We start from the raw sequence: 24,241 nt of genomic DNA on the forward strand, positions 1-24,241 counted from the left end.
TGTGCCCACCCTCCCCCACTCTCGGCTTCGCTCGACCGGGAGGTACCCCCATCGCCCTGCGGAACGCCTGCCCACAGCCAGGTGGGGATGGTGGGCGCCTGCCCGCGGCAGGCTCGGTCTGTTTGGCTCCGTAGACTGAGGGGGTGAGTGAGTACCCTCCCGGTGAGCCGGAACGTGATCCGCTTGAGTTGTTCGACGACATCGTGGACGCCGAGACCGAGCGCGACCCCGATCTCGCCGTGATCGAGGCGGGCAGCCGAACCCTCCGGACGCAAGGCGGACCGTCCGGATCCGAGGTGCCGGCGCGGCCCGCCGACCCCGAGGTGGACCGGGCGTTGCGCGAGGTCGAGACCGAGCTGGCGACGCGCTGGGGTGAGACCAAGCTGGAGCCCTCGGTCACCCGGATCTCCGCGCTGATGGACATCATGGGCGACCCCCAGCGCGCGTATCCGTCGATCCACATCACCGGGACCAACGGCAAGACGTCCACGGCCCGCATGATCGAGGCCCTGCTCGGCGCCTTCGACCTGCGCACCGGGCGGTACACCTCGCCGCATGTGCAGTCGATCACCGAGCGGATCAGCCTCGACGGCGCCCCGATCGCGCCGGAGCGGTTCATCGACACGTACCGGGACATCCAGCCGTACGTCGAGTTGGTCGACGGGCAGCAGGATTTCCGGCTGTCGTTCTTCGAGGTGCTCACGGGTATGGCGTACGCGGCCTTCGCGGACGCGCCCGTCGATGTCGCCGTGGTCGAGGTCGGCATGGGCGGCACCTGGGACGCGACGAACGTGATCGACGGCGGTGTCGCCGTGGTCACCTCGATCGACCTGGACCACACCGACCGGCTCGGCACCACGCCCGGCGAGATCGCCACCGAGAAGGCCGGCATCGTCAAGCAGGGCGCGACCGTGATCCTGGCGCAGCAGCCGGTGGACGCCGCGCAGGTGCTGCTCAAGAAGGCCGTCGAGGTGGACGCGACGGTCGCCCGCGAGGGCCTGGAGTTCGGCGTCGTCAGCCGCCAGGTCGCCGTCGGCGGCCAACTGCTGACCCTGCGCGGGCTCGGCGGAGAGTACGACGAGCTGTTCCTCCCGCTGCACGGCGCCTACCAGGCACACAACGCCGCCGTGGCGCTCGCCGCCGTCGAGGCGTTCTTCGGTGTCGGCGCGGGCCACGCCCGGCGGCTCGACGGCGAGACGGTCCGCAAGGCGTTCGCCTCGGTCGCCTCACCGGGCCGTATGGAGGTCGTACGCCGCTCGCCGACCGTCGTCCTGGACGCGGCGCACAACCCGGCGGGAGCGCGCGCGACCGCCGAGGCGATGAGTGAGGCGTTCGGCTTCAGCCGGTTGATCGGTGTCGTCGGCGCGAGTGCCGACAAGAACGTGCGCGGCATCCTCGAAGCCTTCGAGCCGATCTTCAACGAGGTCGTCGTCACCCAGAACTCCAGCCACCGGGCGATGGACGCGGACGAGTTGGCCGCGGTCGCCGTGGAGGTGTTCGGCGAGGACCGGGTCCAGGTCGAACCGCGCCTGGACGACGCTATCGAGGCGGCCATCACCCTCTCCGAGGAGGAGGCCGAGTTCAGCGGCGCGGGCGTGCTCGTCACCGGTTCCGTCATCACCGTCGGCGAGGCCCGACTGCTCCTGGGGAGGCGCTGACCGGTGCGGACGCTGTGTGCTTCGACGCTGATCGGGGAGTTCTTCGTCATCGGGTTCGCCGGGCTGGTGGCGATGAAGGACCCCGATCTGTCCACCGGGACCGTCTGGACGGTCAGCGGGATCGCCATGCTGCTCTGTGTCCTGCTGTGCGGAGTGATCACCCGGCCCGGTGGCGTCCCGCTCGGCTGGGCGCTGCAGATCGCGCTGATCGCGAGCGGGTTCGTCGTCCCGATGATGTTCCTCCTGGGCGCGTGTTTCGCGGCCCTGTGGTGGGCGTCGGTGCGCTTCGGCCGGCAGATCGACGAGGCCAAGGCCCGGTTCGCCGAACGGGCCGCCGAGGAGAGCGCGACGGTACCGCCCGGACCGGCCCCAGGGCCTGACGCTGTGTGACGAACGTCCCGCCGGGCCCTGTAGCCTCTGAGCCCCGCACACCGTGTGCCGGACACCCCGCACACCGTGTGTCGTACCGCTTTGTGCCGTATCCCTTTGTGCCGTACCCCTTGTGATCGAAGGAGCCACCACCGTGAGCCAGCGCACCCTCGTCCTGCTCAAGCCCGACACGGTCCGCCGGGGCCTGGTCGGCGAGATCGTCGGCCGCGTCGAGCGCAAGGCCGGCTGGCGGATCACCGCGCTGGAACTGCGTACCCTCGACCGCGCCACGCTGGAGCAGCACTACGCCGAGCACGTCGGCCGCCCCTTCTACGAGCCGCTGATGGAGTTCATGCAGTCCGGACCCGTCGTCGCGATGGTCGTCGAGGGTGAGCGCGTCATCGAGGGTGTCCGCCAACTGGCCGGACCCACCGACCCGATCACCGCGGCGCCCGGCTCGATCCGCGGCGACTTCGGCACGATCACCCGTGAGAACCTGATCCACGCATCCGATTCCGAGGAATCCGCCGAGCGGGAACTGAAGATTTTCTTCCCCGGACTGGTCTGACCCGGTACGCACTTCCGATCAGGGGCGGCCGAAGAAATCCGGCCGCTCTTCGGCATATGCGCGCCGATCGGGGGAACGCATGCCCCCATCGGCACGTCCCCATTAGCGGGGCGGCGATTCATCTGATGACAATGGCGAAGACCCTCGCGCCGTGTCCGTGCAGGCGAGACTACGATGGAAGCCTTCACGCCACACAGCACTCACTCGCCTACCTGAAAAGCCATCAAAAGCTCCACTTGGGAAGGCCAGACGCATCCTCATGGGGAACACTATGTCGTTCATCGGCCGTGACATGGCTGTCGACCTCGGGACCGCCAACACGCTGGTGTACGTCAGAGGCCGGGGGATCGTTCTCAACGAGCCGTCCGTCGTCGCGATCAACACCAACACCGGTGGCATTCTCGCGGTCGGCGCCGAAGCGAAGAAGATGATCGGGCGCACGCCGGGCAACATCGTGGCCGTGCGACCGCTGAAGGACGGCGTGATCGCCGACTTCGAGATCACCGAGCGGATGCTCCGCTACTTCATTCTGAAGATCCACAAGCGGCGGTATCTCGCACGTCCGCGTGTGGTGGTCTGTGTGCCCTCCGGTATCACCGGCGTTGAGCGCCGTGCGGTCATCGAGGCGTCCACACAGGCCGGCGCGCGCCGGGTGCACATCATCGAGGAGCCCATGGCCGCGGCCATCGGCTCCGGACTTCCGGTCCACGAGGCCACCGGCAACATGGTCGTGGACATCGGCGGCGGTACGACGGAGGTCGCGGTCATCTCCCTCGGCGGAATCGTCACAGCACAGTCGATCCGCGTCGCGGGCGACGAACTGGACAATGCGATCATCCAGCACATCAAGAAGGAGTACAGCCTTCTGCTGGGCGAGCGCACCGCCGAACAGATCAAGATCACGATCGGCTCCGCGTACGATCTCGACTCCGACGAACACACCGAGATTCGTGGCCGTGACCTCGTGTCAGGGCTGCCCAAGACCGTGGTCATCTCCGCCGCCGAAGTCCGCAAGGCCATCGAAGAACCGGTCAACGCGATCGTCGACGCCGTGAAGACGACCCTCGACAAATGCCCGCCCGAACTGTCCGGTGACGTCATGGACCGCGGCATCGTCCTCACCGGCGGCGGCGCACTGCTGCGCGGTCTCGACGAGCGGTTGCGCCGTGAGACCGGTATGCCGATCCATATCGCCGAGGACCCACTCGACTCGGTCGCCATCGGCTCCGGCAAATGCGTCGAGGAATTCGAAGCGCTCCAGCAGGTTCTGGACGCATCCCCGCGCAGATGACGTGAGGGCGCGTGCCGTTCCGTACCGACCCCGGGACCGGCGGCGGTTCGGAGGGAAGTCACTGCTTTCCTCCACGACACGCGCCCTTCATCCGCCGTACGGGGCATGTGCCTTCCTGTGCGGCGGATCGTTGATATAGAGGCATAAGCCCCAAACAATTCCGACGAGGAAGGCACGGCCGTCGCACGTGAGGGACACACGAGAGAGCCGGCTGCTCCTGGTGCTGCTGATCGCCATCGCGTTCGCATTGATCACGGTGGACATCCGCGGAGGCCAGGACTCACCGGTCGACGGTGCCCGTAAGGCCGCCGCCACCGTGTTCGGACCGGTGGAGAACGGCGTATCGACCGCCGTCAACCCGGTCGGCAACGCCATCGGAGCGGTCCGGGACTCCGGCGAACGGCACAACCGCATCGCCCAGTTGGAGCGGGACAACGCCGCGTTGAAGGCGAAGCTCGGCAGCGACGACCGCAACCGCAGCAGGGTGCGCCAGCTCGACACCATGCTGAAGACCGCGGGCGCCGGACAGTACGGCATCAAAGGCGCCGAGGTCATCGGCATAGGAGCGGCCCAGGGCTTCTCCTGGACCGTCACCATCGACGCCGGGGCCAAGGACGGCATCAAGCGCGACATGACCGTCCTGAACGGCGACGGACTCGTCGGGCGGATCACCACGGTCGGCCCCAGCACCTCCACCGTGCTGCTCGCCAACGACCCCGACTTCACCGTAGGCACCCGGATGGAGAAGACCGACGAACTCGGCTTCGCGTCCGGCGGCGGCGACCGCCCGCTGCGCGTGCAGTTGCTCAACGGCAAGGCCAAGGTGGAGAAGGGCGACCGGCTGGTCACCTTCGGCTCCGAGGCCGACAAGCCGTTCGTGCCCGGTGTTCCCGTCGGGATCGTCACGCGTGTCGACCCCTCCGGCGGCGATCTGACCCGCACGATCTATGTGCAGCCCTTTGTCGGCTTCACCAAGCTGGACATCGTCGGCGTCGTCGTCGAGGCGCCGCGCGAGGACCCGCGCGACGCGGTGCTCCCGCCCGCCCCCAAGGCCACGCCCACGCCGACCGTGACCGTCACGGTCACCCCGTCCGCGCAGGCGCCCGGCCAGGCCGGCCAGCCTCAAGAGCAGTAGGAGCTGGACCCATGCGTTTGAACCGGATGCTGCTCTCCAGCACCCTGGTGGTGGCCGCCCTGGTCATCCAGGTGAGCGTCCTCGCCCGCCTGCAACTGCCCGGGGCCGTACCCGACCTTCTGCTGCTCACCGTCCTCGGACTCGCCCTTGTCTACGGCCATGTGGGTGGCGCCCTCGTCGGCTTCGGCGCCGGACTCCTCGCCGACCTCGCCCCGCCCGCCGACCACGCGGCCGGACGGTACGCGCTCGTGCTCTGCGTCATCGGCTATCTCGCGGGCCTGGCCAAGCCGGAGAACGGACGGCTCCAGTCCGTCGTGGGCCCGATGCTCGTCGTGGTCGGCGCCGCCATCGGCTCGACCCTGCTGTACGCGGGCGTCGGCGCCCTCGTCGGCGACACCGCGGCGCGTCATGTGGGGCTCGTCAGCCTGCTGTTCACGGCCGCGCTCTACGATCTGCTGCTCGCGCCGTTCACGGTGCCGTTCATCATCGCCCTCGCCAGACGCGTCGACAACGATCCGCTCGCCGAGACCAACGCCGCCGCGAAGAGCGATGTGGCGGCCGGCTGGCTGTCGTCGGGCACCGGACTGCGCATCGGCGACCAGCGCGGCGGACTGCGCGGCAAATTGGCCAAGGCCCGGGTGGCCAGGGCCGGCCGGGTCAAGGTGGCCAAGACCGCACGCATCAAGGGGCTCAAGGGGGTCAAGCGGCTGTGAACGGGGGGCTCCACATCGCATGGCAAGAGGCACCGGCTTCACCACCGGTTCCGGCACCGGCATCGGCTTTCGCACCGGCACCGGCTTCGGCACCGACTGAGGGGAGGCAACAGTGACCAACATTCCTGAGACCGGGCGCACGCCCCGGGTCCAGATCCGGCTCGTCGTCATCCAGGTACTCGTCGTCTCACTCCTGCTCACCCTCGGCGGACGCCTCTGGTACCTCCAGATCCGCAACGGCGACGAATACGCCAAAGAGGCGTCCGGCAACCATGTGCAACAGGTCGTCCAGCCCGCCGTGCGCGGCTCGATCCTCGACGCGCGCGGAGTCCCGCTCGCCGACAACGAGACCCGACTCGTCGTCTCCGCCTCACGCACCGACCTGATGAAGATGAGGGACGACGGCAAAGGCGTCCTCACCAAGCTGGCCGCCGTCCTCGGGGTGAAGCCCAAGGTAGTCATCGACAAGGTCCGGCTGTGCGACTCCAAGACCCCGCAGCCCTGCTGGAACGGCTCCCCGTACCAGCCCATCCCGATCACCGACGAGGCCACGCCCAAGCAGGCCCTCCAGATCCGGGAGCGCTCCGAGGACTTCCCCGGCATCACCGCCGAACCCACCGCCGTACGCCGCTACACCGCGCCCGGTGAGGCCAACACCGCGCAGGTGCTGGGCTATCTCTCGCCCGTCACCGACAACGAGATCGCGAAGGCCAAGGACACCGCGTCGCCGTATCTGCGCTCCGACCAGGTCGGCCGCAGCGGTCTTGAGCGGGAGTACGACAAGGAGCTGCGCGGCAAGGCCGGCGTCACGCGCTACGAGGTGGACAACCTCGGCCGCGTCATCGGCCAGGCCAAGAGCGACAAGACCGAGCCCGGCGCCAATGTCGTCACCAGCATCGACGCGCGCGTGCAGCGGGTCGCCGAGTACGAGCTGAACGAGGCGCTGAAGCAGGCCCGCAAGGAGTTCGACAAGAACACCAACGAGAACTACAAGGCCGACTCCGGCGCCGTCGTCATCATGGAGTCCAAGACCGGCCGGGTCGTCGCGATGGCGTCCAACCCGTCGTACGACCCGAACGCCTGGGTCGGCGGGATCTCCGGCAAGGACTACGCCAACCTGACCGGCAAGACGTCCAACTACCCGCTGCTGAACCGGGCGATCCAGGGCCAGGCGGCCCCGGGCTCCATCTTCAAGGTGATCCCGACGACGGCCGCCGTCAACGCCGGCTACCCCTTCGACGGGCGCTACGACTGCTCCAGCTCGTACTCCGTCGGCAACCAGGTCTTCAAGAACTACGAGTCCAAGGGATACGGCCCGATCAGCCTCGGCCAGGCCCTGGAGGTCTCCTGCGACACCGTCTTCTACCGGCTCTCGCATGACGAGTGGAAGAAGGACGGCGGCATCAAGCCCAAGAAGGACCCGGCGGACTGGTTCTACAAGACGGCCCACCAGTTCGGCCTCGGCAAGGAGACCGGCATCGACCTCCCCAACGAGGTCACCGGACGCATCCCGGACCGCCAGTGGAAGCAGTCGTTCTGGAAGGCCAACAAGGACGCCTGGTGCAAGACCGGCAAGAGGGACGGCGACTACGTCCAGAAGCTGAGCTACGAGAACTGCCTCGAAGGCAATCTGCTGCGCGCCGGTGACTCCGTCAACTACGCGATCGGCCAGGGCGACACCCTCGTCACACCGATCCAGATGGCCACCATCTACAGCGCCATCTCCAACGGCGGGACCCTCTACAACCCCACCCTCGGCAAGGCGGTCGTCAGCCCCGACGGCAAGACCGTCAAGGAGATCGCCCCCAAGTCGCACGGCAAGCTGCCGATGACGAAGAAGACCCGCGACGAGATAGACGGTGCCCTCGCGGGAGTCGCGACCCGCGGTACGGCCGCCTGGCGATTCGGCGGCTGGCCGCAGGACAAGATCCCGATGCACGCCAAGACGGGTACCGCGGAGGTCTACGGCAAGCAGACCACCTCATGGTTCGCGACCTACACCGAGGAATACACGATCGTCATGACGATCGCCCAGGGTGGTACGGGCTCCGGCGCCTCCGGACCCGCCGTGCGCAAGATGTACGACGCGCTGTACGGCGTCAGCCAGGACGGCAAGATCGACGCCCAGAAGGCCCTGCTGCCCAACCCGCAGAAGGGCCTGCCGAAGATCCAGGGCGACGGTTCCATCGACGCGCCCAAGATCGAGCCGTACGACCCCAAGCAGGACGAGCCCGCGGATCAGCAGCAGTTGGCGGGACCGGCGGGCACGCCCGCCCTGGGGAGGCGGGACTGATGGCCGGTTCGAACGGTTTCTCCGTCTCCGGGTACGGGCCCAAGCGGTCCACGGTGTCCCGGCTGCTCGCCCGTGACTCGATGGTCCGCAGGCTCGACTGGCCGATACTCCTGTCGGCCGTCGCGCTCTCCCTGATCGGATCCGCCCTCGTCTACTCGGCGACCCGCAACCGCACCGAACTGAACCAGGGCGACCCGTACTACTTCCTGTTCCGGCATCTGCTGAACAGCGGGATCGGGCTCGCCCTGATGATCGGCACGGTCTGGATCGGCCACCGCACCCTGCGCACCGCCGTGCCGATCCTCTACGGCCTCTCGGTGTTCCTGGTGCTGATGGTGCTGACCCCGCTCGGCGCGACCATCAACGGCGCCCACGCGTGGATCGTCGTCGGCGGCGGATTCTCGCTCCAGCCCTCCGAGTTCGTGAAGGTCACGATCATCCTGGGGATGGCGATGCTGCTCGCGGCCCGGGTCGACGCGGGCGACCGCGACCATCCGGACCACCGCACCGTCGTCCAGGCGCTCGGCCTGGCCGCCATCCCCATCCTGATCGTCATGCTGATGCCCGACCTGGGCTCCGTCATGGTGATGGCGGTGATCGTGCTCGGCGTGCTGCTCGCCTCCGGCGCGTCCAACCGCTGGGTGTTCGGGCTGCTCGGCACCGGCGCGATCGGCGCCGTCGCCGTATGGCAACTGCACATCCTGGACGAGTACCAGATCAACCGCTTCGCGGCCTTCGCCAACCCCAACCTCGACCCCGCGGGCGTCGGCTACAACACCAACCAGGCCCGGATCGCCATCGGTTCCGGCGGACTCTCCGGGACGGGCCTGTTCAAGGGCTCCCAGACCACGGGCCAGTTCGTCCCCGAACAGCAGACCGACTTCGTCTTCACCGTCGCGGGTGAGGAACTCGGCTTCCTCGGCGCCGGACTCATCGTCCTGCTGCTCGGCGTCATCCTCTGGCGGGCCTGCCGTATCGCCCGCGAGACCACGGAGCTGTACGGCACGATCGTCGCCGCCGGCATCATCGCCTGGTTCGCGTTCCAGTCCTTCGAGAACATCGGAATGACCCTCGGCATCATGCCGGTCGCGGGCCTGCCCCTGCCCTTCGTGTCCTACGGAGGTTCGTCGATGTTCGCGGTCTGGGTGGCGATCGGGCTACTCCAGTCGATCAGGGTTCAGCGACCACTTTCGGCCTGACCGGGGGGTTGCGTAGCTCCCCATGCTCCTCGCGGCGCACGCGGGTGTGCGTGGGGCTGCCCAAGCCTGGGATTCGCGACTAATGTCGGTCTATGGCGGACACAAAGCGGGAGATCGAACGGAAGTACGAGGCCGGCGACCGTGACGGGGTGCCGGATCTCACCTCGGTGACCGGGGTCGCGGAGGTCGCCGAACGGGGCCTGTCCGAACTCGACGCCGTCTACTACGACACCGTCGACCAACGGCTCGCCGCCGCCTCCATCACCCTCCGGCGCCGCACCGGCGGCAGCGACGCGGGCTGGCACCTCAAGCTCCCCGTCGCCGAAGGAGTGCGCGACGAGATCCGGGCGCCGCTGTCGGACACCGTTCCCCGTGTGCTGACCGGGCTCGTCCGGTCCCGGATCCGCGACGCCGCACTCGCCCCCGTCGTCCGGCTGCTGTCCGCCCGCGAGGTCCGCCACCTGCTCGACGCCGACGGCGCGCTGCTCGCCGAGGTCAGCGTCGACGCCGTACGCGCCGAACGGCTCACCACCGGGGGCGGCACCGCCGCGTGGACCGAGATCGAGGTGGAACTCGCGGACGACGGGGACCCGGCCTTCCTCGACAAGGTCGAGAAGAAGCTCCGCAAGGCGGGGCTGCGCCGCGCGGCGTCCCCGTCGAAGCTCGCCAGGGCCCTCGCGGAGACGGCGCCGGAACCCGCCCCCCTGGGCAAGAAGTCCGGCAAGTCCAAGAAGCACGCGAAGGGCGCCCCCGAGTCCGGTACCGCGGGCGAATGCGTCCTCGCCTACCTCCGTACGCAGCGGGACGCCGTCGTCGCCCTCGACCCCGCCGTGCGCGGCGACGCACCGGACTCGGTGCACCAGATGCGGGTCGCGACCCGCCGGACGCGCAGCGTCTTCCGCTCGTACCGCCAGGTACTCGACCGCGCGGTCACCGACCCGATCGGCGACGAGCTGAAGTGGCTCGCCGGGGAACTCGGCGTCGACCGCGACCAGGAAGTCCTCACCGAACGGCTCACCACCCACCTCGACAAGCTGCCCCGCACCCTGCTCGCCGGACCGGTCCGCACCCGGCTGCGCACCTGGGCGCACGCCCGCAGCGGCGGATCCCGGCGCCGCCTCATCGCCGTACTCGACTCGAAGCGGTACCTCACCCTCCTGGACACACTGGACGCCGTCATCTCCGACCCGCCGCTGCGCGAGGCCGCCGCCAAGGAACCGCGCCCGGTGATCGGCAAGGCCCTGCGCCGGGACTTCGGCACCCTGTCCGACCTGGTCCTGCACGCCCTCGACACGCCCCCCGGCACCGACCGCGACGTCGCCCTGCACGAGGCCCGTAAGAAGACCAAGCGCGTGCGGTACGCGGCGGAGGTCGCGGTCGGACTCCTGGGCGACCCCGCCAAGGACCTCGTGCGCTCGATGAAGACCCTCCAGAGCCTGCTCGGCGACCACCAGGACAGCGTCATGACCCGGCTCGCCCTGCGCGACCTGGCCACCCAGGCCCAAGCCGCCGGCGAGAGCGCCTTCACCTACGGCGTCCTCTACGGGCGCGAGGAGCAGCGTGCGTACTGGTGCGAGGAGGCCCTCCCCGAGACGTGGGAGACCGTCGAGCGCTGGAGCCGGGAGGTCCGCAGGACACGTTAGGGTTGAGGGTCACCCGTCCCGCTCATGAGAGACGCCGCGATGCCTGTCGAGTCCGTCTTCCCCCGCCTGGAAGCGCTTCTCCCGCATGTCCAGAAGCCGATCCAGTACGTGGGCGGCGAGCTGAACTCCACGGTCAAGCCATGGGACGAGTGCGACGTCCGCTGGGCCCTGATGTACCCCGACGCGTACGAGGTCGGCCTGCCCAACCAGGGCGTCATGATCCTCTACGAGGTACTCAACGAACGCGCCGGCGTCCTCGCCGAGCGCACCTACAGCGTGTGGCCCGACCTCGAAGAGCTGATGCGCGAGCACGGCGTACCGCAGTTCACGGTGGACGGCCACCGCCCGGTCAAGGCGTTCGACGTCTTCGGGCTGAGCTTCTCCACGGAACTCGGCTACACCAACATGCTCACCGCGCTCGACCTCGCGGGCATCCCGCTGGAGGCCAAGGACCGCACGCTGGACGATCCGATCGTGCTGGCCGGCGGCCATGCCGCGTTCAACCCCGAGCCGATCGCGGACTTCATCGACTGCGCGGTGATCGGCGACGGCGAGCAGGCCGTCCTGGAGATCACCGAGATCGTCCGCGCCTGGAAGGCCGAGGGGCGGCCCGGCGGGCGCGAGGAGGTCCTCTTCCGGCTCGCGAAGACCGGCGGGGTGTACGTCCCGGGCTTCTACGACGTCGAGTACCTGCCGGACGGCCGTATCGCACGTGTCGTACCGAACAAGTCCGGTGTCCCGTGGCGCGTGTCGAAGCACACCGTCATGGACCTGGACGAGTGGCCGTACCCCAAGCAGCCCCTGGTGCCGCTCGCGGAGACGGTCCATGAGCGGATGTCCGTGGAGATCTTCCGCGGCTGCACCCGCGGCTGCCGCTTCTGCCAGGCCGGCATGATCACCCGCCCGGTCCGTGAACGCTCCATCACGGGCATCGGCGAGATGGTCGAGAAGGGCCTGAAGGCCACCGGCTTCGAAGAGGTCGGCCTGCTCTCCCTGTCCTCCGCCGACCACAGCGAGATCGGCGACATCGCCAAGGGCCTCGCCGACCGGTACCAGGAGGACAAGATCGGCCTGTCCCTCCCGTCGACCCGGGTGGACGCCTTCAACGTGGACCTGGCGAACGAGCTGACGCGCAACGGCCGCCGCTCCGGCCTCACCTTCGCCCCCGAGGGCGGCTCCGAGCGGCTGCGCAAGGTCATCAACAAGATGGTCTCGGAGGAGGATCTCATCCGGACCGTCTCCACCGCGTACGGCAACGGCTGGCGCCAGGTGAAGCTGTACTTCATGTGCGGCCTGCCCACCGAGACCGACGAGGACGTCCTCCAGATCGGCGACATGGCGGTCAACGTCATCGCCAAGGGCCGCCAGGTGTCCGGGCAGAACGACATCCGCTGCACCGTCTCCATCGGCGGATTCGTCCCGAAGCCGCACACGCCCTTCCAGTGGGCCCCGCAACTGTCGGCCGAGGAGACGGACGCCCGCCTCGAAAAGCTCCGCGACAAGATCCGCGGCGACAAGAAGTACGGCCGCTCGATCGGCTTCCGCTACCACGACGGCAAGCCGGGCATCGTCGAGGGCCTGCTGTCCCGCGGCGACCGCCGCATCGGCGCCGTCATCCGCGCCGTCTACGAGGACGGCGGCCGTTTCGACGGCTGGCGTGAGCACTTCTCGTACGACCGCTGGATGACCTGCGCCGACAAGACGCTGCCCGACCTCGGCGTGGACGTCGACTGGTACACGACCCGCGAGCGCACGTACGAGGAAGTCCTGCCCTGGGACCACCTGGACTCCGGCCTCGACAAGGAATGGCTCTGGGAGGACTGGCAGGACGCCCTCGACGAGACAGAGGTCGAGGACTGCCGCTGGACCCCTTGCTTCGACTGCGGGGTGTGTCCGCAGATGGACACCCACATCCAGGTCGGCCCCACCGGCAAGAAGCTGCTGCCGTTGACCGTCGTCAATGAGTGAGCGGTGCTGACGTAACCGGTTCATCACGGGTGGCACCCCGCCGCAACGGCGGGGTGTGTCCCGTGCGTCCATAGCTGCATGGAACCCGCCGATCCCTACCAGCCCCCACCGCCGCAGCCGCGCTCCCGAGACCTGCCGGAGCGGCAGGCCGAAGGGTGTCTCGCCGTCGCGATCAGGATTCCGGTGCGGATCGTCGTTCTCGTCCTGGTCGTGCCGGTCCGGCTCCTGTGGGACGGGCTCGTCGTGGCGGGGCGGTTCCTCGACCGAGCGGTGCTGCGGCCCGTGGGACGCGCCCTGCTCTGGCTCGGCCGCGTCCTCGTCGTCGTCCCCCTCGGATGGCTCTGGACGTGGGTCGCCGTACCGCTGGGGCAGGCGCTGGCCTGGCTGGTCCGGGTGCTGCTCGTGGTGCCGCTCGGGTGGCTCTGGACCTATCTGCTGACGCCGGTCGGGCACGCCATCGCCTGGTTGGTCCGCGGCATCGGCACCGGGATCGCCTGGCTGGTCCGGGGCACAGGTGCCGTCATCGGCGCCATCGCCCGCTGGGTCTACGCCCAGTTCCTCACCCCGGTCGGGCACGCCGTCGCCTGGCTCACCCGGTACCTGCTCGTCGTGCCGGTCGTATGGCTCTACCAGTGGGTCCTGGCACCCGTCGGGCGGGCCCTTGTCTGGACCGTCCGGATGATCGGTACCGGGATCGGCGCCGCCGTCTACTGGACCCTGCGGATCCTGCTCGTGCTGCCCCTGACCGCCCTGTGGAACTGGGTCCTGGTGCCGATCGGACGGGGCATCGCCGTCGTCGCCCGGGAGATCGGCACCGCGCTCGGACACGCCTGGCGGATCGCCGGACACATCTCGCTCGCCGTGGGCCGCACCCTCGGCACCCTCTTCCGGTGGATCTTCGTCGAACCGGTCCGATGGGTGTACCGGACCGTCCTGACCCCGGTCGGACACGTACTCCGGGACGCCGTGTGGCGCCCCGTGGCGAGCGTCGCCCGGGAGACCGGACGCGCCGCCCGCCGCGCCCTCGCCGCCGCCCGCGACAGCGCCCGGGAGGTCCGCGCCGACATCCGCCGGGCCCTGTTCGGCGCCCCGCGCGAACCGGTGCCGGAACCGCTCCGCGCACCCGCCCCGATCACCCTCGACAAGGACCGGCGGGAACCAGGAGCGCCCGCGAGTCGTACTCTAGGTAGCAGTACGACCGCTCTCACGAAGGACTGACGACACTGGGTAAGCGACAGCCCGAAGGCCCACCGCCCGCACCGGCGGTGCAGCGCATCCGACTGCGCTACACCAAGCGGGGCCGCCTCCGGTTCACCAGCCACCGTGACTTCCAGCGCGCTTTCGAGCGGGCGCTGCGCCGCGCCGAGGTGCCCATGGCGTACTCGGCGGGATTCACCCCGCACCCGAAGGTGTCGTACGCCAATGCCGCACCCACCGGCACGGGCAGTGAGGCGGAGTATGTGGAGATCGCGCTCACCGAGGCGCGTGACCCCCAGAAGCTGCGTGACCTCCTCGACGAGTCGCTGCCCACCGGCATCGACATCGTCGACGCGGTCGAGGCCCACACTCCGGGCCTCGCCGACCGGCTGACGGCCTCCGTGTGGGAGCTGCGGCTCGACGGTGTCGAGCCCGACGACGCGCGGCGCGCCGTCGCCGCCTTCCAGGCGGCGGACACCGTCGAGGTCCAGCGCAGAACCAAGAACGGCATGCGTACCTTCGACGCCCGCGCGGCTGTCGCGAGCCTGGAGGCACACCCGGCCGAGGTGACCACCGAGGCTGATAGGCCGACCGACCGGCCCTGTGCGATACTGCGGCTGGTTGTTCGGCACGTGACGCCTGCCGTTCGACCTGACGACGTCCTGTCCGGTCTCCGAGCTGTGGCCGACCTGGCGCCGCCGGTCCCCGCAGCGGTGACCAGGCTGGCGCAGGGGCTTTTCGATGAAGAGACCGGCACGGTGACCGACCCGCTCGCGCCTGACCGCGAGGCAGTCCCGACCACCCCGGCCGTGGTAACAGCGGCCCTCGGGGGCGCCGGATCCGCCATCGCGACGGCGTCGACGCCGGAAGGTCCCGCGTAAGGACGGTCGTCGAAGCGCAGCCCTTGTACTCGGGAGCCACCTGGGTCGGGCAGCGCACCGACCAGAAGACTTTCACCAGGCCGTACGCATATATGGCGTACGGAACCGGTGAGACAGGACACAGATAGCTCCCGTGCGGCGCCCGCGCCCCGGACGGCGGCGCCGCGCGAGACGCGCGAGCCGCGGATGTCACCGGATTCGGCGTGGCGCCCGGGAGCCTGACGGGAGAACCGCCCGCATGCTCGAACCGATCGAACCCGCCGAGGGTTCCGACACCGACAGCACCCCCAGCGACACCCTGCCGCCCCGCCGTAGGCGTCGCGCGGCATCCCGCCCGGCGGGTCCACCGACCGCGGCGGCGCCGGCCATACCGGTCGATGACGTCCCGGCGGCTGTCCTCACCGACGACGAGGACGCCGTCGAGGCAGACACCGCCATCGATACCGCTGTCGACACCGACATCGACACCGCGGACACCGCCGGTCTCGTCGAGGCCGCCGATCCGACCGAGGCCGTGGAGGTCGTCTCCGACGCCACGGCCGTACCAGACATCCCCGCCCCCGTGGCGGACGACGCCCCGCCCGCCGGGCGCACCCGTCGTCGCGCCACGCGCCGGGCCTCGGCGCCCGCCGACGCCGGGGCGACCGCCGCGGCCGAACTGACCGTGCAGGCCACACCCGGCACCGACCAGGTCGCCGCATTCGAGGAGGCCGCCGTGTCCACCCCCGACCAGCCGGAAACCGCCGCCCAGGACAGCGAGTCCGCGGCGCCCCGCCGTACCCGCCGCCGCGCGACGCGCGCCGCAGGATCGGCCACCACCGAGGCCACCGCGAGCGCGACGGCCCCCACCGAGGCGGCGACACCGACCGCCGACTCCTCCGCCCCCGACGACACCGTCGCCCCCCGCGCGCGTCGCCGTCGCGCCACCCGTGAGACCGCCCCGGCCGTATCCGAGGAGACGCCCGCCGTCGCCGAGGACACCCCGGCCGCCGAGGCCGACACCGCCGAAGAGGCGGCGCCCCGGCGCACGCGCCGTCGCGCGACCCGCGCCGCCGCCGAAGCCGCCCCGGTGGCCGAAGCCGTGGAGGCCCCCGAGGCCCCGGCCGAGAGCGCCCCGCGCACCCCGACCCAGACGCCCGTCGCGACGGGTGCCGACGAGGACGACTCCCCGCGCCGTGGCCGGCGCCGGGTCGCCCGTAAGGCCGCCGGTGGCTTCTCCGCGCCCGCTCCGGTCGTGCGCGACCAGGACGACGAAGGGGACGGGAACCGCCGTAAGCGGCCCGCCGTCGCCGTCTTCCAGGCGCCGGTCTTCACCGAGCCGATGTTCCAGACCCCCGAGCGCGCCGCCGCCGCTGCCGCGGCCGAGGCCGCCGAGGAGACCCCGGAGCCCGAGCCCGCCGACGAGACCCCCGTGGCCGAGGAGACCGGCGGACGCCGCCGTCGCCGCCGCCGGGCCGCCGACGACGAGCCCGCCGCCCCCGCCGCACCCGTCGCCGCCCAGGTGACCGAGCCCGTCGACACCGACGAGCCGGAGAGCGCCGACGAGGGCGCGTACGACGGCGACGCCGCCGACGAGGCCGAGGGCGCCGACGACACCGAGGAGACCGGCGCGCGCCGGCGTCGCCGCAGGGGTGGCCGTCGCCGTCGCCGGGGCGAGTCCGCCGACGCCGAGGGCGGCGAGTCCGCCGAACACGGCGACGACGGAGCCGAGCGCTCCGGACACGACGAAGGCGCCGGACAGCGCGGCGACGACAGCGCGGCCGACGAGTACGACGACGAGGACGAGGAATCCGAGGGATCGGGCTCCGGTTCCAGCAGCAGCCGGCGCCGGCGTCGGCGCAGGCGCCGGGCGGGCGACGCGTCCACCGACACGAACCCGACGCCGGACGACCCGGAGCGGACCGTCGTCAAGGTCCGCGAGCCGCGCAAGAAGGACGAGAAGCAGCCGTCGGACGAGGTGCAGTCCATCAAGGGCTCGACCCGTCTGGAGGCGAAGAAGCAGCGCCGCCGCGAAGGCCGTGAGCAGGGCCGCCGTCGCGTCCCGATCATCACCGAGGCGGAGTTCCTGGCGCGCCGCGAGGCCGTCGAGCGGGTCATGGTCGTCCGCCAGTACGGCGAGCGCACCCAGATCGGCGTCCTTGAGGACAACGTGCTCGTGGAGCACTACGTCAACAAGGAGCAGTCGACGTCGTACGTCGGCAATGTCTACCTGGGCAAGGTCCAGAACGTGCTGCCGTCGATGGAGGCCGCCTTCATCGACATCGGCAAGGGCCGCAACGCCGTCCTGTACGCCGGTGAGGTCAACTTCGAGGCGCTCGGCATGGCCAACGGCCCGCGCCGTATCGAGACCGCCCTGAAGTCCGGGCAGTCCGTCCTCGTCCAGGTCACCAAGGACCCCATCGGCCACAAGGGCGCCCGCCTCACCAGCCAGGTCTCGCTGCCCGGCCGCTATCTGGTCTACGTCCCCGAGGGGTCGATGACCGGTATCAGCCGCAAGCTCCCCGACACCGAGCGGTCGCGGCTGAAGACGATCCTCAAGAAAATCGTCCCCGAGGACGCGGGCGTCATCGTGCGCACCGCGGCCGAGGGCGCCAGCGAGGACGAGCTGAGCCGTGACGTCGAGCGGCTCCAGGCGCAGTGGGAGGACATCAAGAAGAAGGCCAAGAACGGCGGGAACGCCCCCACGCTGCTCTACGGCGAGCCGGACATGACCGTCCGGGTCGTCCGGGACATCTTCAACGAGGACTTCTCGAAGGTCATCGTCAGCGGTGACGAGGCGTGGGACACCATCCACGGATACGTGGCCCATGTCGCGCCCGACCTCGCCGACCGGCTCCAGCGCTGGACGTCCGAGGTCGACGTCTTCGCGACGTACCGGATCGACGAGCAGCTGATGAAGGCGCTCGACCGGAAGGTCTGGCTGCCGAGCGGTGGCTCGCTGGTGATCGACAAGACCGAGGCCATGATCGTGGTCGACGTCAACACCGGCAAGTTCACCGGACAGGGCGGCAACCTCGAAGAGACCGTGACGAGGAACAACCTCGAAGCGGCCGAGGAGATCGTGCGTCAGCTGCGGCTGCGCGACCTGGGCGGCATCGTCGTCATCGACTTCATCGACATGGTCCTGGAGTCCAACCGGGACCTCGTCCTGCGCCGGCTGCTGGAATGCCTGGGCCGGGACCGTACGAAGCACCAGGTCGCCGAGGTCACCTCGCTCGGCCTGGTCCAGATGACCCGTAAGCGGGTGGGCCAGGGGCTCCTGGAGTCGTTCTCGGAGACCTGCGTCCACTGCAACGGCCGCGGTGTGATCGTGCACATGGAGCAGCCGTCCTCGACCGGTGGCGGCGGCAAGCGCAAGAAGCGCGGGCGCGGTGCCAGCGGTGCCGAGCAGGGCCAGGAGCCCGAGCACACGCACGAGTACGAGGCCGCCGAGACCGATCACGAGCAGGAGACCGAGGCCGAGGTCGCCGCGGAGGTCGCCGAGCCGGTCGCGCTGTCCGCGCCCGACTTCGCGCCCGACGAGGAGCTGTTCGGCAGCGTCGCCGAGGCGGAGGCCGCGGCGACCCGCGGTCGATCGCGGCGCCGGGCCACCCGCCGGGCGTCCGCGCCCGCCGGGGCGCCGAGGGCCGCCGAGCGTCCTTCGAAGCGGGCGGAGCGCGCCGAGCGCTTCGAGCGGGCCGCGGACGACGAGTCCGCCGCTCTCGCCGATGGCGAGATCGTCGTGGACAACACGCCCGCCCAGGTCGTCGCCGAGCCGGCCCCCGCGCCGGTGGACGAGACCCCGGTGGTCGAGTCCCCGGTGGACGAGGCCGCGCCCAAGGGCCGTACACGCCGGCGGGCCACCCGCAAGGTGTCGGCCCCGGCCGGCTCGCCGCAGGGGTCCGACGAGGCCGCCGAGGTGACGGTCCCCGTGGCCGCGCCGACGCTCCCCGCGCCGGTCGCCGACGAGCCCGTGGTCGCTACGTCCGAGCCGGTCTCCGACGAGGACGCGGCCCCGGCCCGCCCCCGTCGCCGTGCCGTGCGCAAGGCCACCGCGCCGACCGCGTCCGAGGAAGCGGCCGTCGTGGTCGTCCCCTCGGCCGACGCGGCGCCGGAGCCCGCGCGCGCCGATGAGCCCGTAGAGGCCAACGAGGCCGCCGGGCGCGACGAGGAGGCGGAGGAAGAGGCCGCCGCCGACGAGTCCGCCCCGGCCAAGAAGGCCGCGGCGCGCAAGAGCGCCAAGAAGGCGACCGCGAAGAAGGCGGCCACCAAGAAGACGGCCGTGAAGAAGACCGTGGCGAAGAAGGCGACGGCGAAGAAGGCCACCACCGCCAAGAAGGCGACGGCGGCCAAGAAGGCGACGAAGAAGACCGCGGCGGCGGAGCAGACGCTCCCGTCCGTCACGGCCACCGCCGACGACGCCTGACCGCCCCAGTTCGACCGCCCCCAGGGGCGACGGGGCCCGGTTTGACCCATCACACCGGGCCCCGTAACCTGGACCGTCGGCGTTTGTGCGCCATCCCTCTGAGCATCTCCCTCCAGGTCGGGCCGTTCAGGCCGGGCCGGAGAGGCCGCTCGTCCTCCGGATCATCGGGTCCCCGGACCCGTGTGGGCGGCTGGCTTCAGAGGTTCCCGTTTCGAGTACAGAGAGTGAGATCCGCTTGTACGCCATCGTGCGCAGCGGTGGTCGCCAGCACAAGGTTGCTGTCGGCGACATCGTTGAGGTTGACAAGATTTCCACCGCCAAGGTGGGCGACACGGTCGAGCTCTCGACCCTGCTCGTCGTCGACGGGGAAGCCGTGACCAGCGACCCGTGGGTGCTGGCCGGGATCAAGGTCCAGGCCGAGGTCGTGGACCACCACAAGGGCGCGAAGATCGACATCCTGCGCTACAAGAACAAGACCGGCTACCGCCGTCGTCAGGGCCACCGCCAGCAGTACACGGCGATCAAGGTCACTGAGATCCCCGCGGCTGCGAAGTAAGGGACTGAGGAGAGATGGCACACAAGAAGGGCGCATCGTCCACTCGGAACGGTCGCGACTCCAATGCTCAGCGGCTCGGCGTGAAGCGCTTCGGCGGTCAGGTCGTCAACGCCGGTGAGATCCTGGTCCGCCAGCGCGGCACCCACTTCCACCCCGGCTCCGGCGTCGGCCGTGGCGGCGACGACACGCTGTTCGCCCTCCAGCCGGGTGCGGTGGAGTTCGGTACGCACCGTGGGCGCAAGGTCGTGAACATCGTCCCGGTCGCAGTCTGACCTGTTCGACTCGCGAGGCGGACCTCACTTCCCGTACGGGAAGCGGGTCCGCCTTTCGCGTGTTGTCCCTGCGGGGGGCGCCGTCCGTTTCGGGCCGCGCAGCACCACTTTCCGTACGTAACTGGAGGCACCGAACCATGACCACCTTCGTGGACCGCGTCGAGCTGCATGTCGCCGCGGGTAGCGGAGGCCACGGCTGTGCCTCCGTCCACCGTGAGAAGTTCAAGCCGCTCGGCGGCCCGGACGGCGGCAACGGCGGCCGTGGCGGCGATGTCACGCTGGTCGTCGACCAGGCCGTGACGACGCTCCTCGACTACCACCACAGCCCGCACCGCAAGGCCACCAACGGCAAGCCAGGCGAGGGCGGCAACCGGTCGGGCAAGGACGGCCAGGACCTCGTCCTGCCCGTGCCCGACGGCACCGTGATCCTCGACCGCGCGGGCAATGTCCTCGCCGACCTCGTGGGGCACGGCACCTCGTACGTGGCCGCGCAGGGCGGTCGCGGGGGCCTTGGGAACGCGGCGCTGGCGTCGGCGCGGCGCAAGGCGCCCGGCTTCGCGCTGCTCGGTGAGCCCGGTGGCCTCCAGGACATCGTCCTGGAGCTGAAGACCGTCGCGGACGTCGCGCTCGTCGGCTTTCCGAGCGCCGGCAAGTCGTCGCTGATCTCTGTTCTGTCGGCCGCGAAGCCGAAGATCGCCGACTACCCCTTCACGACCCTGATCCCCAACCTCGGTGTGGTGACCGCCGGTTCGACCGTCTACACCATCGCCGACGTGCCGGGTCTCATCCCCGGCGCCAGCCAGGGCAAGGGCCTCGGCCTGGAGTTCCTGCGGCATGTGGAGCGCTGCTCGGTCCTGGTCCACGTCCTGGACACGGCGACCCTCGAATCGGAGCGTGATCCCGTCTCCGACCTCGATGTCATCGAGGAGGAGCTGAAGCAGTACGGCGGCCTCGACAACCGGCCCCGGGTCGTCGTCCTCAACAAGATCGACGTACCCGACGGGCAGGACCTCGCCGACCTGGTCCGGCCGGACCTGGAGAAGCGGGGATACCGCGTCTTCGAGGTCTCCGCGGTCGCCCACACCGGGCTGCGGGAGCTGTCCTTCGCGCTCGCCGAGCAGGTCGCGGGCGCCCGTGCCGCGAAGCCGAAGGAGGAGGCGACCCGTGTCGTCATCCGCCCGAAGGCCGTCGACGACAGCGGCTTCACGGTCACCCAGGAGGAGGACGGCCTGTACCGCGTGCGCGGCGAGAAGCCCGAACGCTGGGTGCGGCAGACCGACTTCAACAACGACGAGGCCGTCGGCTACCTCGCCGACCGCCTCAACCGCCTCGGCGTCGAGGAACAGCTCATGAAGGCGGGCGCCCGCACCGGCGACGGCGTCGCCATCGGCCCCGAGGACAACGCGGTCGTCTTCGACTGGGAGCCCACCATGATGACGGGCGCCGAAATGCTCGGCCGCCGAGGCGAGGACCACCGCCTTGAGGAGCCGCGCCCGGCCGCCCAGCGTCGCCGCGACCGTCAGGCGGAGCGGGACGCGTCGGACGAGGAGTACGACGGCTTCGAGCCGTTCTAGCGAGCGGCCGTCGTGAGGTGCGGGGGCGTGGGGTCGTCGGACGGAGTCCGGTGCCCAGCCCCCGTCGGGTCCGGTGCGGTACGCGCCCCGTAAGGGGCGCGGGGCTGTGACATGTGCGGCTCCGCCGCGCGGGCGCGACCAGCCACCGACGACCCGCAGTTTCGCACCGGTCTTTCAGCCGTAACAGCAGTCGGGCCCCGGAAGTCCTCTTCCGGGGCCCGACTGCCTTTTTCTGCTCCGGCGTTACGCCGTGACCGAGTCCGACTCGTCGGCCGCCGTCTCCTCCAGGTCGCCCGTGACGTCCGTGGCCGCTCGCTGGCCCGGGATCTCCGCCGCGAGGCGGGACGACATACGGACCCGGCGCTCGTCGGCGGACTCGCACAGGGCCCGTACGGCGGCGTTGAAGCGGTCCCGGGACGGCTGGTCCGAGGGGCCCAGGAGGTGTTCCTTCAGGTCGGCGCGGGTCGCCGCGTAGGAATCCGCCCCGGGTGTGCGGACCGAGGCCAGCAGCGCGGGCAGCTCTTCCGCGTCGGGCGTCAGGATCGTCGCCGCCGACACGGTCGGGAAGCCGGCGCGGAACGCGGCCTCGCCCAGACCGGACGTGTTGGCCACCGCGTACGGCTTATCACTGCTCAGCCAGTCCGAGACCACCGAGGACACATCGCTGATCAGCAGGTCGGCCCGGTTGAAGCAGGCGAAGATCGCCGGACGGACGTCCGTGACGATCTGGTGCTCCCACTCCGGCAGGGACGCCCAGTACGCCGCCTCCCACGCCGTCGTCGCCGCGGCGATCTCGGCCTCGCGGTCACCGTCGGGCGCGCCCTGGAGCAGCATCCGCTCCATCTCGTCCGCGCTGGTACGGAAGTCGGAGAGGGTGAGCCTGTCCAACTCGGCGGTGCGGCGGGCCAGTTCGGCCACCGCGTCGGAACCGGGCCGGGCCCCGGACCGCCGGGTGTTCGCCTCGCGGATCATCGCCATGATGCGGTCGTTCGCCGCGCCCGCGGCGGCCTCGACGGAACCGGTCATCGGGTGCGGCTTGTAGAGCAGCCGCACGGTCGGGTCGGCGAGCAGTCGCCGCACGATGTTCTCGCCCGCGAGCACCACCGACGTGTTGCCCGGGTTGCCGTCCCAGCCCTCCCAGGTCGGCGCGTACAGCACGGTCGTGAACTCCCCGGAGGGCGGCCCCGCGTACGGCGTGATCGGCGCGAGCTGCGGCCGGCCGACCTCCACGATGTCCTTGTCCTCGACCCCGACCTCCGCGAGCGCGTACCGCTCACGCGCCGCCGGACCCGCGACCCAGACCTCGTCGTACGCCTTCGCGTACGGGTTGCAGGAGGACAGCTTGTCGCTCTCGCCGTGGTTGATGAACGCGTGCTTGATGGTGGGGATGCGCAGCACCTGCGAGGTCTTACCGGAGTTCGCCGGGTGCAGCATCATCTTCAGCGTCGAGTTCTCCAGAGAGAACAGCGTCGTGACCTTCGGGAAGCAGACGATCGGTACGTCCGTCGCCTCGATCTTCTGCACCATGAACCGCTCACGCAGCACGATCAGCGGCTTGGCGTCGAGGTCGGAGAGGGTGGAGAGCCACATGTTCGCCTGGTACGCGGAGGTCGTACCGCCCGAGAAGTACATGGCGACCGTCGGCTTGTAGCTCGCCAGCCACTTGTCGAGCCACTGCATGACCTTCTGGTCGTTCTTCGCGCGCTTCTTCGGCAGCAGCCAGGTCGCCAGATACAGCGTGCCGCCGGCGAGCAGCGCGAGGGAGACGGCGAGACCGATGCCACCCCAGTACGCGTCCGTGGTGATCGCGGTGAGCAGCAGGCCGACCGTGGTGGGGATGGAGCCGATGAGCAGCCGGTGTGCCTGCCGGCGGGCCAGGATGCGCGGGGGCGCCTTGGTCAGGTGCAGCGTCGACGCGTCGATGTTGCGCGTGATGATCGGCAGCGTCCGCACCCGGCGCACCATGACGGCGGTGGCCTGGCAGGCGAAGTGCAGCAGGTAGAACGTGAGCAGCGCGATGGTGAGCGGCGACTGCTCCTCCAGCGGCTCGATGCCGTCGATCCGGAGCAGCCCGAGCAGCAGCATCATGTCGCGCAGCAGCTGGCGGACCGTGACGTCCAGACGGATCTTGCTGAGCAGCGAGAGCAGCCCTGGCTGCCGGTACTGGAGGTAGATGTCGAGCGCGAGGCCCGCGACGCTCGCGGTGACGAACACCGGAACGTAGGGGACCAGGGCGCCGACGAGCTGGGCGATGTAGAACGCGAACATCGCGCACAGCACGGTGAGCTGCACGAGGCGGCGGGGGGCGAGTCCGGCGGAGGGCACGGGGCTGGGCTCCTGGCGAAGGGTCGGAAAGGCGAGGGCGTCGCGGGGTTCGGCCCGCGGTCGTGCGGGGGTCGGCCCGCGCGGAGGTGCGGGGTTCGGCCCGCGCGAACGGAGGTCGACCACTGACCGTATGACTTCGGCCCACCGCCTAGCAATCTTGGGTGACTTCAATCACCTGAAATGGGGCGAAAGCC

Annotated in this window: 17 protein-coding genes; 16 read left to right on the forward strand and 1 reads right to left on the reverse strand. The window is 70.3% G+C overall.

From position 1 onward, the window contains the following. The first annotated feature begins 143 nt into the window (after nt 1-143). The 16 genes from ACFVT5_RS05405 (at nt 144) to obgE (ending at nt 21,722) form a co-directional block, all read left to right on the forward strand. The gene (locus ACFVT5_RS05405; protein WP_389881648.1) at nt 144-1,658 is read left to right on the forward strand and encodes a bifunctional folylpolyglutamate synthase/dihydrofolate synthase; all 1,515 of its coding nucleotides are present in this window, start codon (nt 144-146) and stop codon (nt 1,656-1,658) included. A gap of 3 nt (nt 1,659-1,661) precedes the next feature. Next, complete coding sequence (locus ACFVT5_RS05410; protein ID WP_389881650.1) at nt 1,662-2,048, forward strand: DUF4233 domain-containing protein; 387 nt, start codon at nt 1,662-1,664, stop codon at nt 2,046-2,048. Between the two features lie 133 nt (nt 2,049-2,181). Further along, nucleotides 2,182-2,595 carry a nucleoside-diphosphate kinase gene (ndk, locus tag ACFVT5_RS05415; RefSeq protein WP_389881652.1) on the forward strand — a complete coding sequence of 138 codons (414 nt, stop codon included), beginning with the start codon at nt 2,182-2,184 and terminating at the stop codon, nt 2,593-2,595. A 271-nt stretch (nt 2,596-2,866) separates the two neighbouring features. After that, nucleotides 2,867-3,886, forward strand: coding sequence for a rod shape-determining protein (locus tag ACFVT5_RS05420; RefSeq protein WP_389882086.1), 1,020 nt, complete (start codon nt 2,867-2,869; stop codon nt 3,884-3,886). Between the two features lie 187 nt (nt 3,887-4,073). Beyond that, nucleotides 4,074-5,021 (forward strand): rod shape-determining protein MreC, encoded by a 948-nt coding sequence (mreC, locus tag ACFVT5_RS05425; protein WP_389881654.1) that lies wholly within the window; start codon nt 4,074-4,076, stop codon nt 5,019-5,021. 11 nt (nt 5,022-5,032) lie between these two features. Then, the gene (gene mreD / locus ACFVT5_RS05430) at nt 5,033-5,734 is read left to right on the forward strand and encodes a rod shape-determining protein MreD (RefSeq protein WP_389881656.1); all 702 of its coding nucleotides are present in this window, start codon (nt 5,033-5,035) and stop codon (nt 5,732-5,734) included. A gap of 112 nt (nt 5,735-5,846) precedes the next feature. Further along, entirely contained in the window at nt 5,847-8,027 is a 2,181-nt protein-coding gene (gene mrdA / locus ACFVT5_RS05435; RefSeq protein ID WP_389881658.1) for a penicillin-binding protein 2, read from the forward strand. Beyond that, nucleotides 8,027-9,226 carry a rod shape-determining protein RodA gene (gene rodA, locus ACFVT5_RS05440; RefSeq protein WP_389881660.1) on the forward strand — a complete coding sequence of 400 codons (1,200 nt, stop codon included), beginning with the start codon at nt 8,027-8,029 and terminating at the stop codon, nt 9,224-9,226. Before mrdA ends, rodA begins: the two co-directional genes overlap by 1 nt. 92 nt (nt 9,227-9,318) lie before the next feature. Next, complete coding sequence (locus ACFVT5_RS05445) at nt 9,319-10,869, forward strand: CHAD domain-containing protein (protein ID WP_389881662.1); 1,551 nt, start codon at nt 9,319-9,321, stop codon at nt 10,867-10,869. 39 nt (nt 10,870-10,908) lie between these two features. Then, nucleotides 10,909-12,837, forward strand: coding sequence for a TIGR03960 family B12-binding radical SAM protein (locus ACFVT5_RS05450; protein WP_389881664.1), 1,929 nt, complete (start codon nt 10,909-10,911; stop codon nt 12,835-12,837). A gap of 78 nt (nt 12,838-12,915) precedes the next feature. Continuing rightward, a complete protein-coding gene (locus ACFVT5_RS05455; protein WP_389881666.1) occupies nt 12,916-14,055 on the forward strand; it encodes a hypothetical protein in 1,140 nt (379 codons plus the stop codon). 47 nt (nt 14,056-14,102) lie between these two features. Then, nucleotides 14,103-14,915 carry a TIGR03936 family radical SAM-associated protein gene (locus tag ACFVT5_RS05460; RefSeq protein ID WP_389881668.1) on the forward strand — a complete coding sequence of 271 codons (813 nt, stop codon included), beginning with the start codon at nt 14,103-14,105 and terminating at the stop codon, nt 14,913-14,915. A 238-nt stretch (nt 14,916-15,153) separates the two neighbouring features. After that, the gene (locus ACFVT5_RS05465; protein ID WP_389881670.1) at nt 15,154-19,320 is read left to right on the forward strand and encodes an Rne/Rng family ribonuclease; all 4,167 of its coding nucleotides are present in this window, start codon (nt 15,154-15,156) and stop codon (nt 19,318-19,320) included. Between the two features lie 235 nt (nt 19,321-19,555). Continuing rightward, nucleotides 19,556-19,876: a 50S ribosomal protein L21 gene (gene rplU / locus ACFVT5_RS05470; protein ID WP_103551359.1), complete on the forward strand. Its 321-nt coding sequence runs from the start codon at nt 19,556-19,558 to the stop codon at nt 19,874-19,876. 14 nt (nt 19,877-19,890) lie between these two features. Then, the gene (gene rpmA / locus ACFVT5_RS05475) at nt 19,891-20,148 is read left to right on the forward strand and encodes a 50S ribosomal protein L27 (protein ID WP_389881672.1); all 258 of its coding nucleotides are present in this window, start codon (nt 19,891-19,893) and stop codon (nt 20,146-20,148) included. Between the two features lie 137 nt (nt 20,149-20,285). After that, a complete protein-coding gene (obgE, locus tag ACFVT5_RS05480; RefSeq protein ID WP_389881674.1) occupies nt 20,286-21,722 on the forward strand; it encodes a GTPase ObgE in 1,437 nt (478 codons plus the stop codon). A 243-nt stretch (nt 21,723-21,965) separates the two neighbouring features. Here the strand turns inward: obgE and ACFVT5_RS05485 are convergent, their stop codons facing one another. Beyond that, nucleotides 21,966-24,047 carry a hypothetical protein gene (locus tag ACFVT5_RS05485; RefSeq protein WP_389881676.1) on the reverse strand — a complete coding sequence of 694 codons (2,082 nt, stop codon included), beginning with the start codon at nt 24,045-24,047 and terminating at the stop codon, nt 21,966-21,968. Nucleotides 24,048-24,241: the final 194 nt, after the last annotated feature.

The organism is Streptomyces sp. NPDC058001 (assembly GCF_042886315.1).
Taxonomy (GTDB): domain Bacteria; phylum Actinomycetota; class Actinomycetes; order Streptomycetales; family Streptomycetaceae; genus Streptomyces.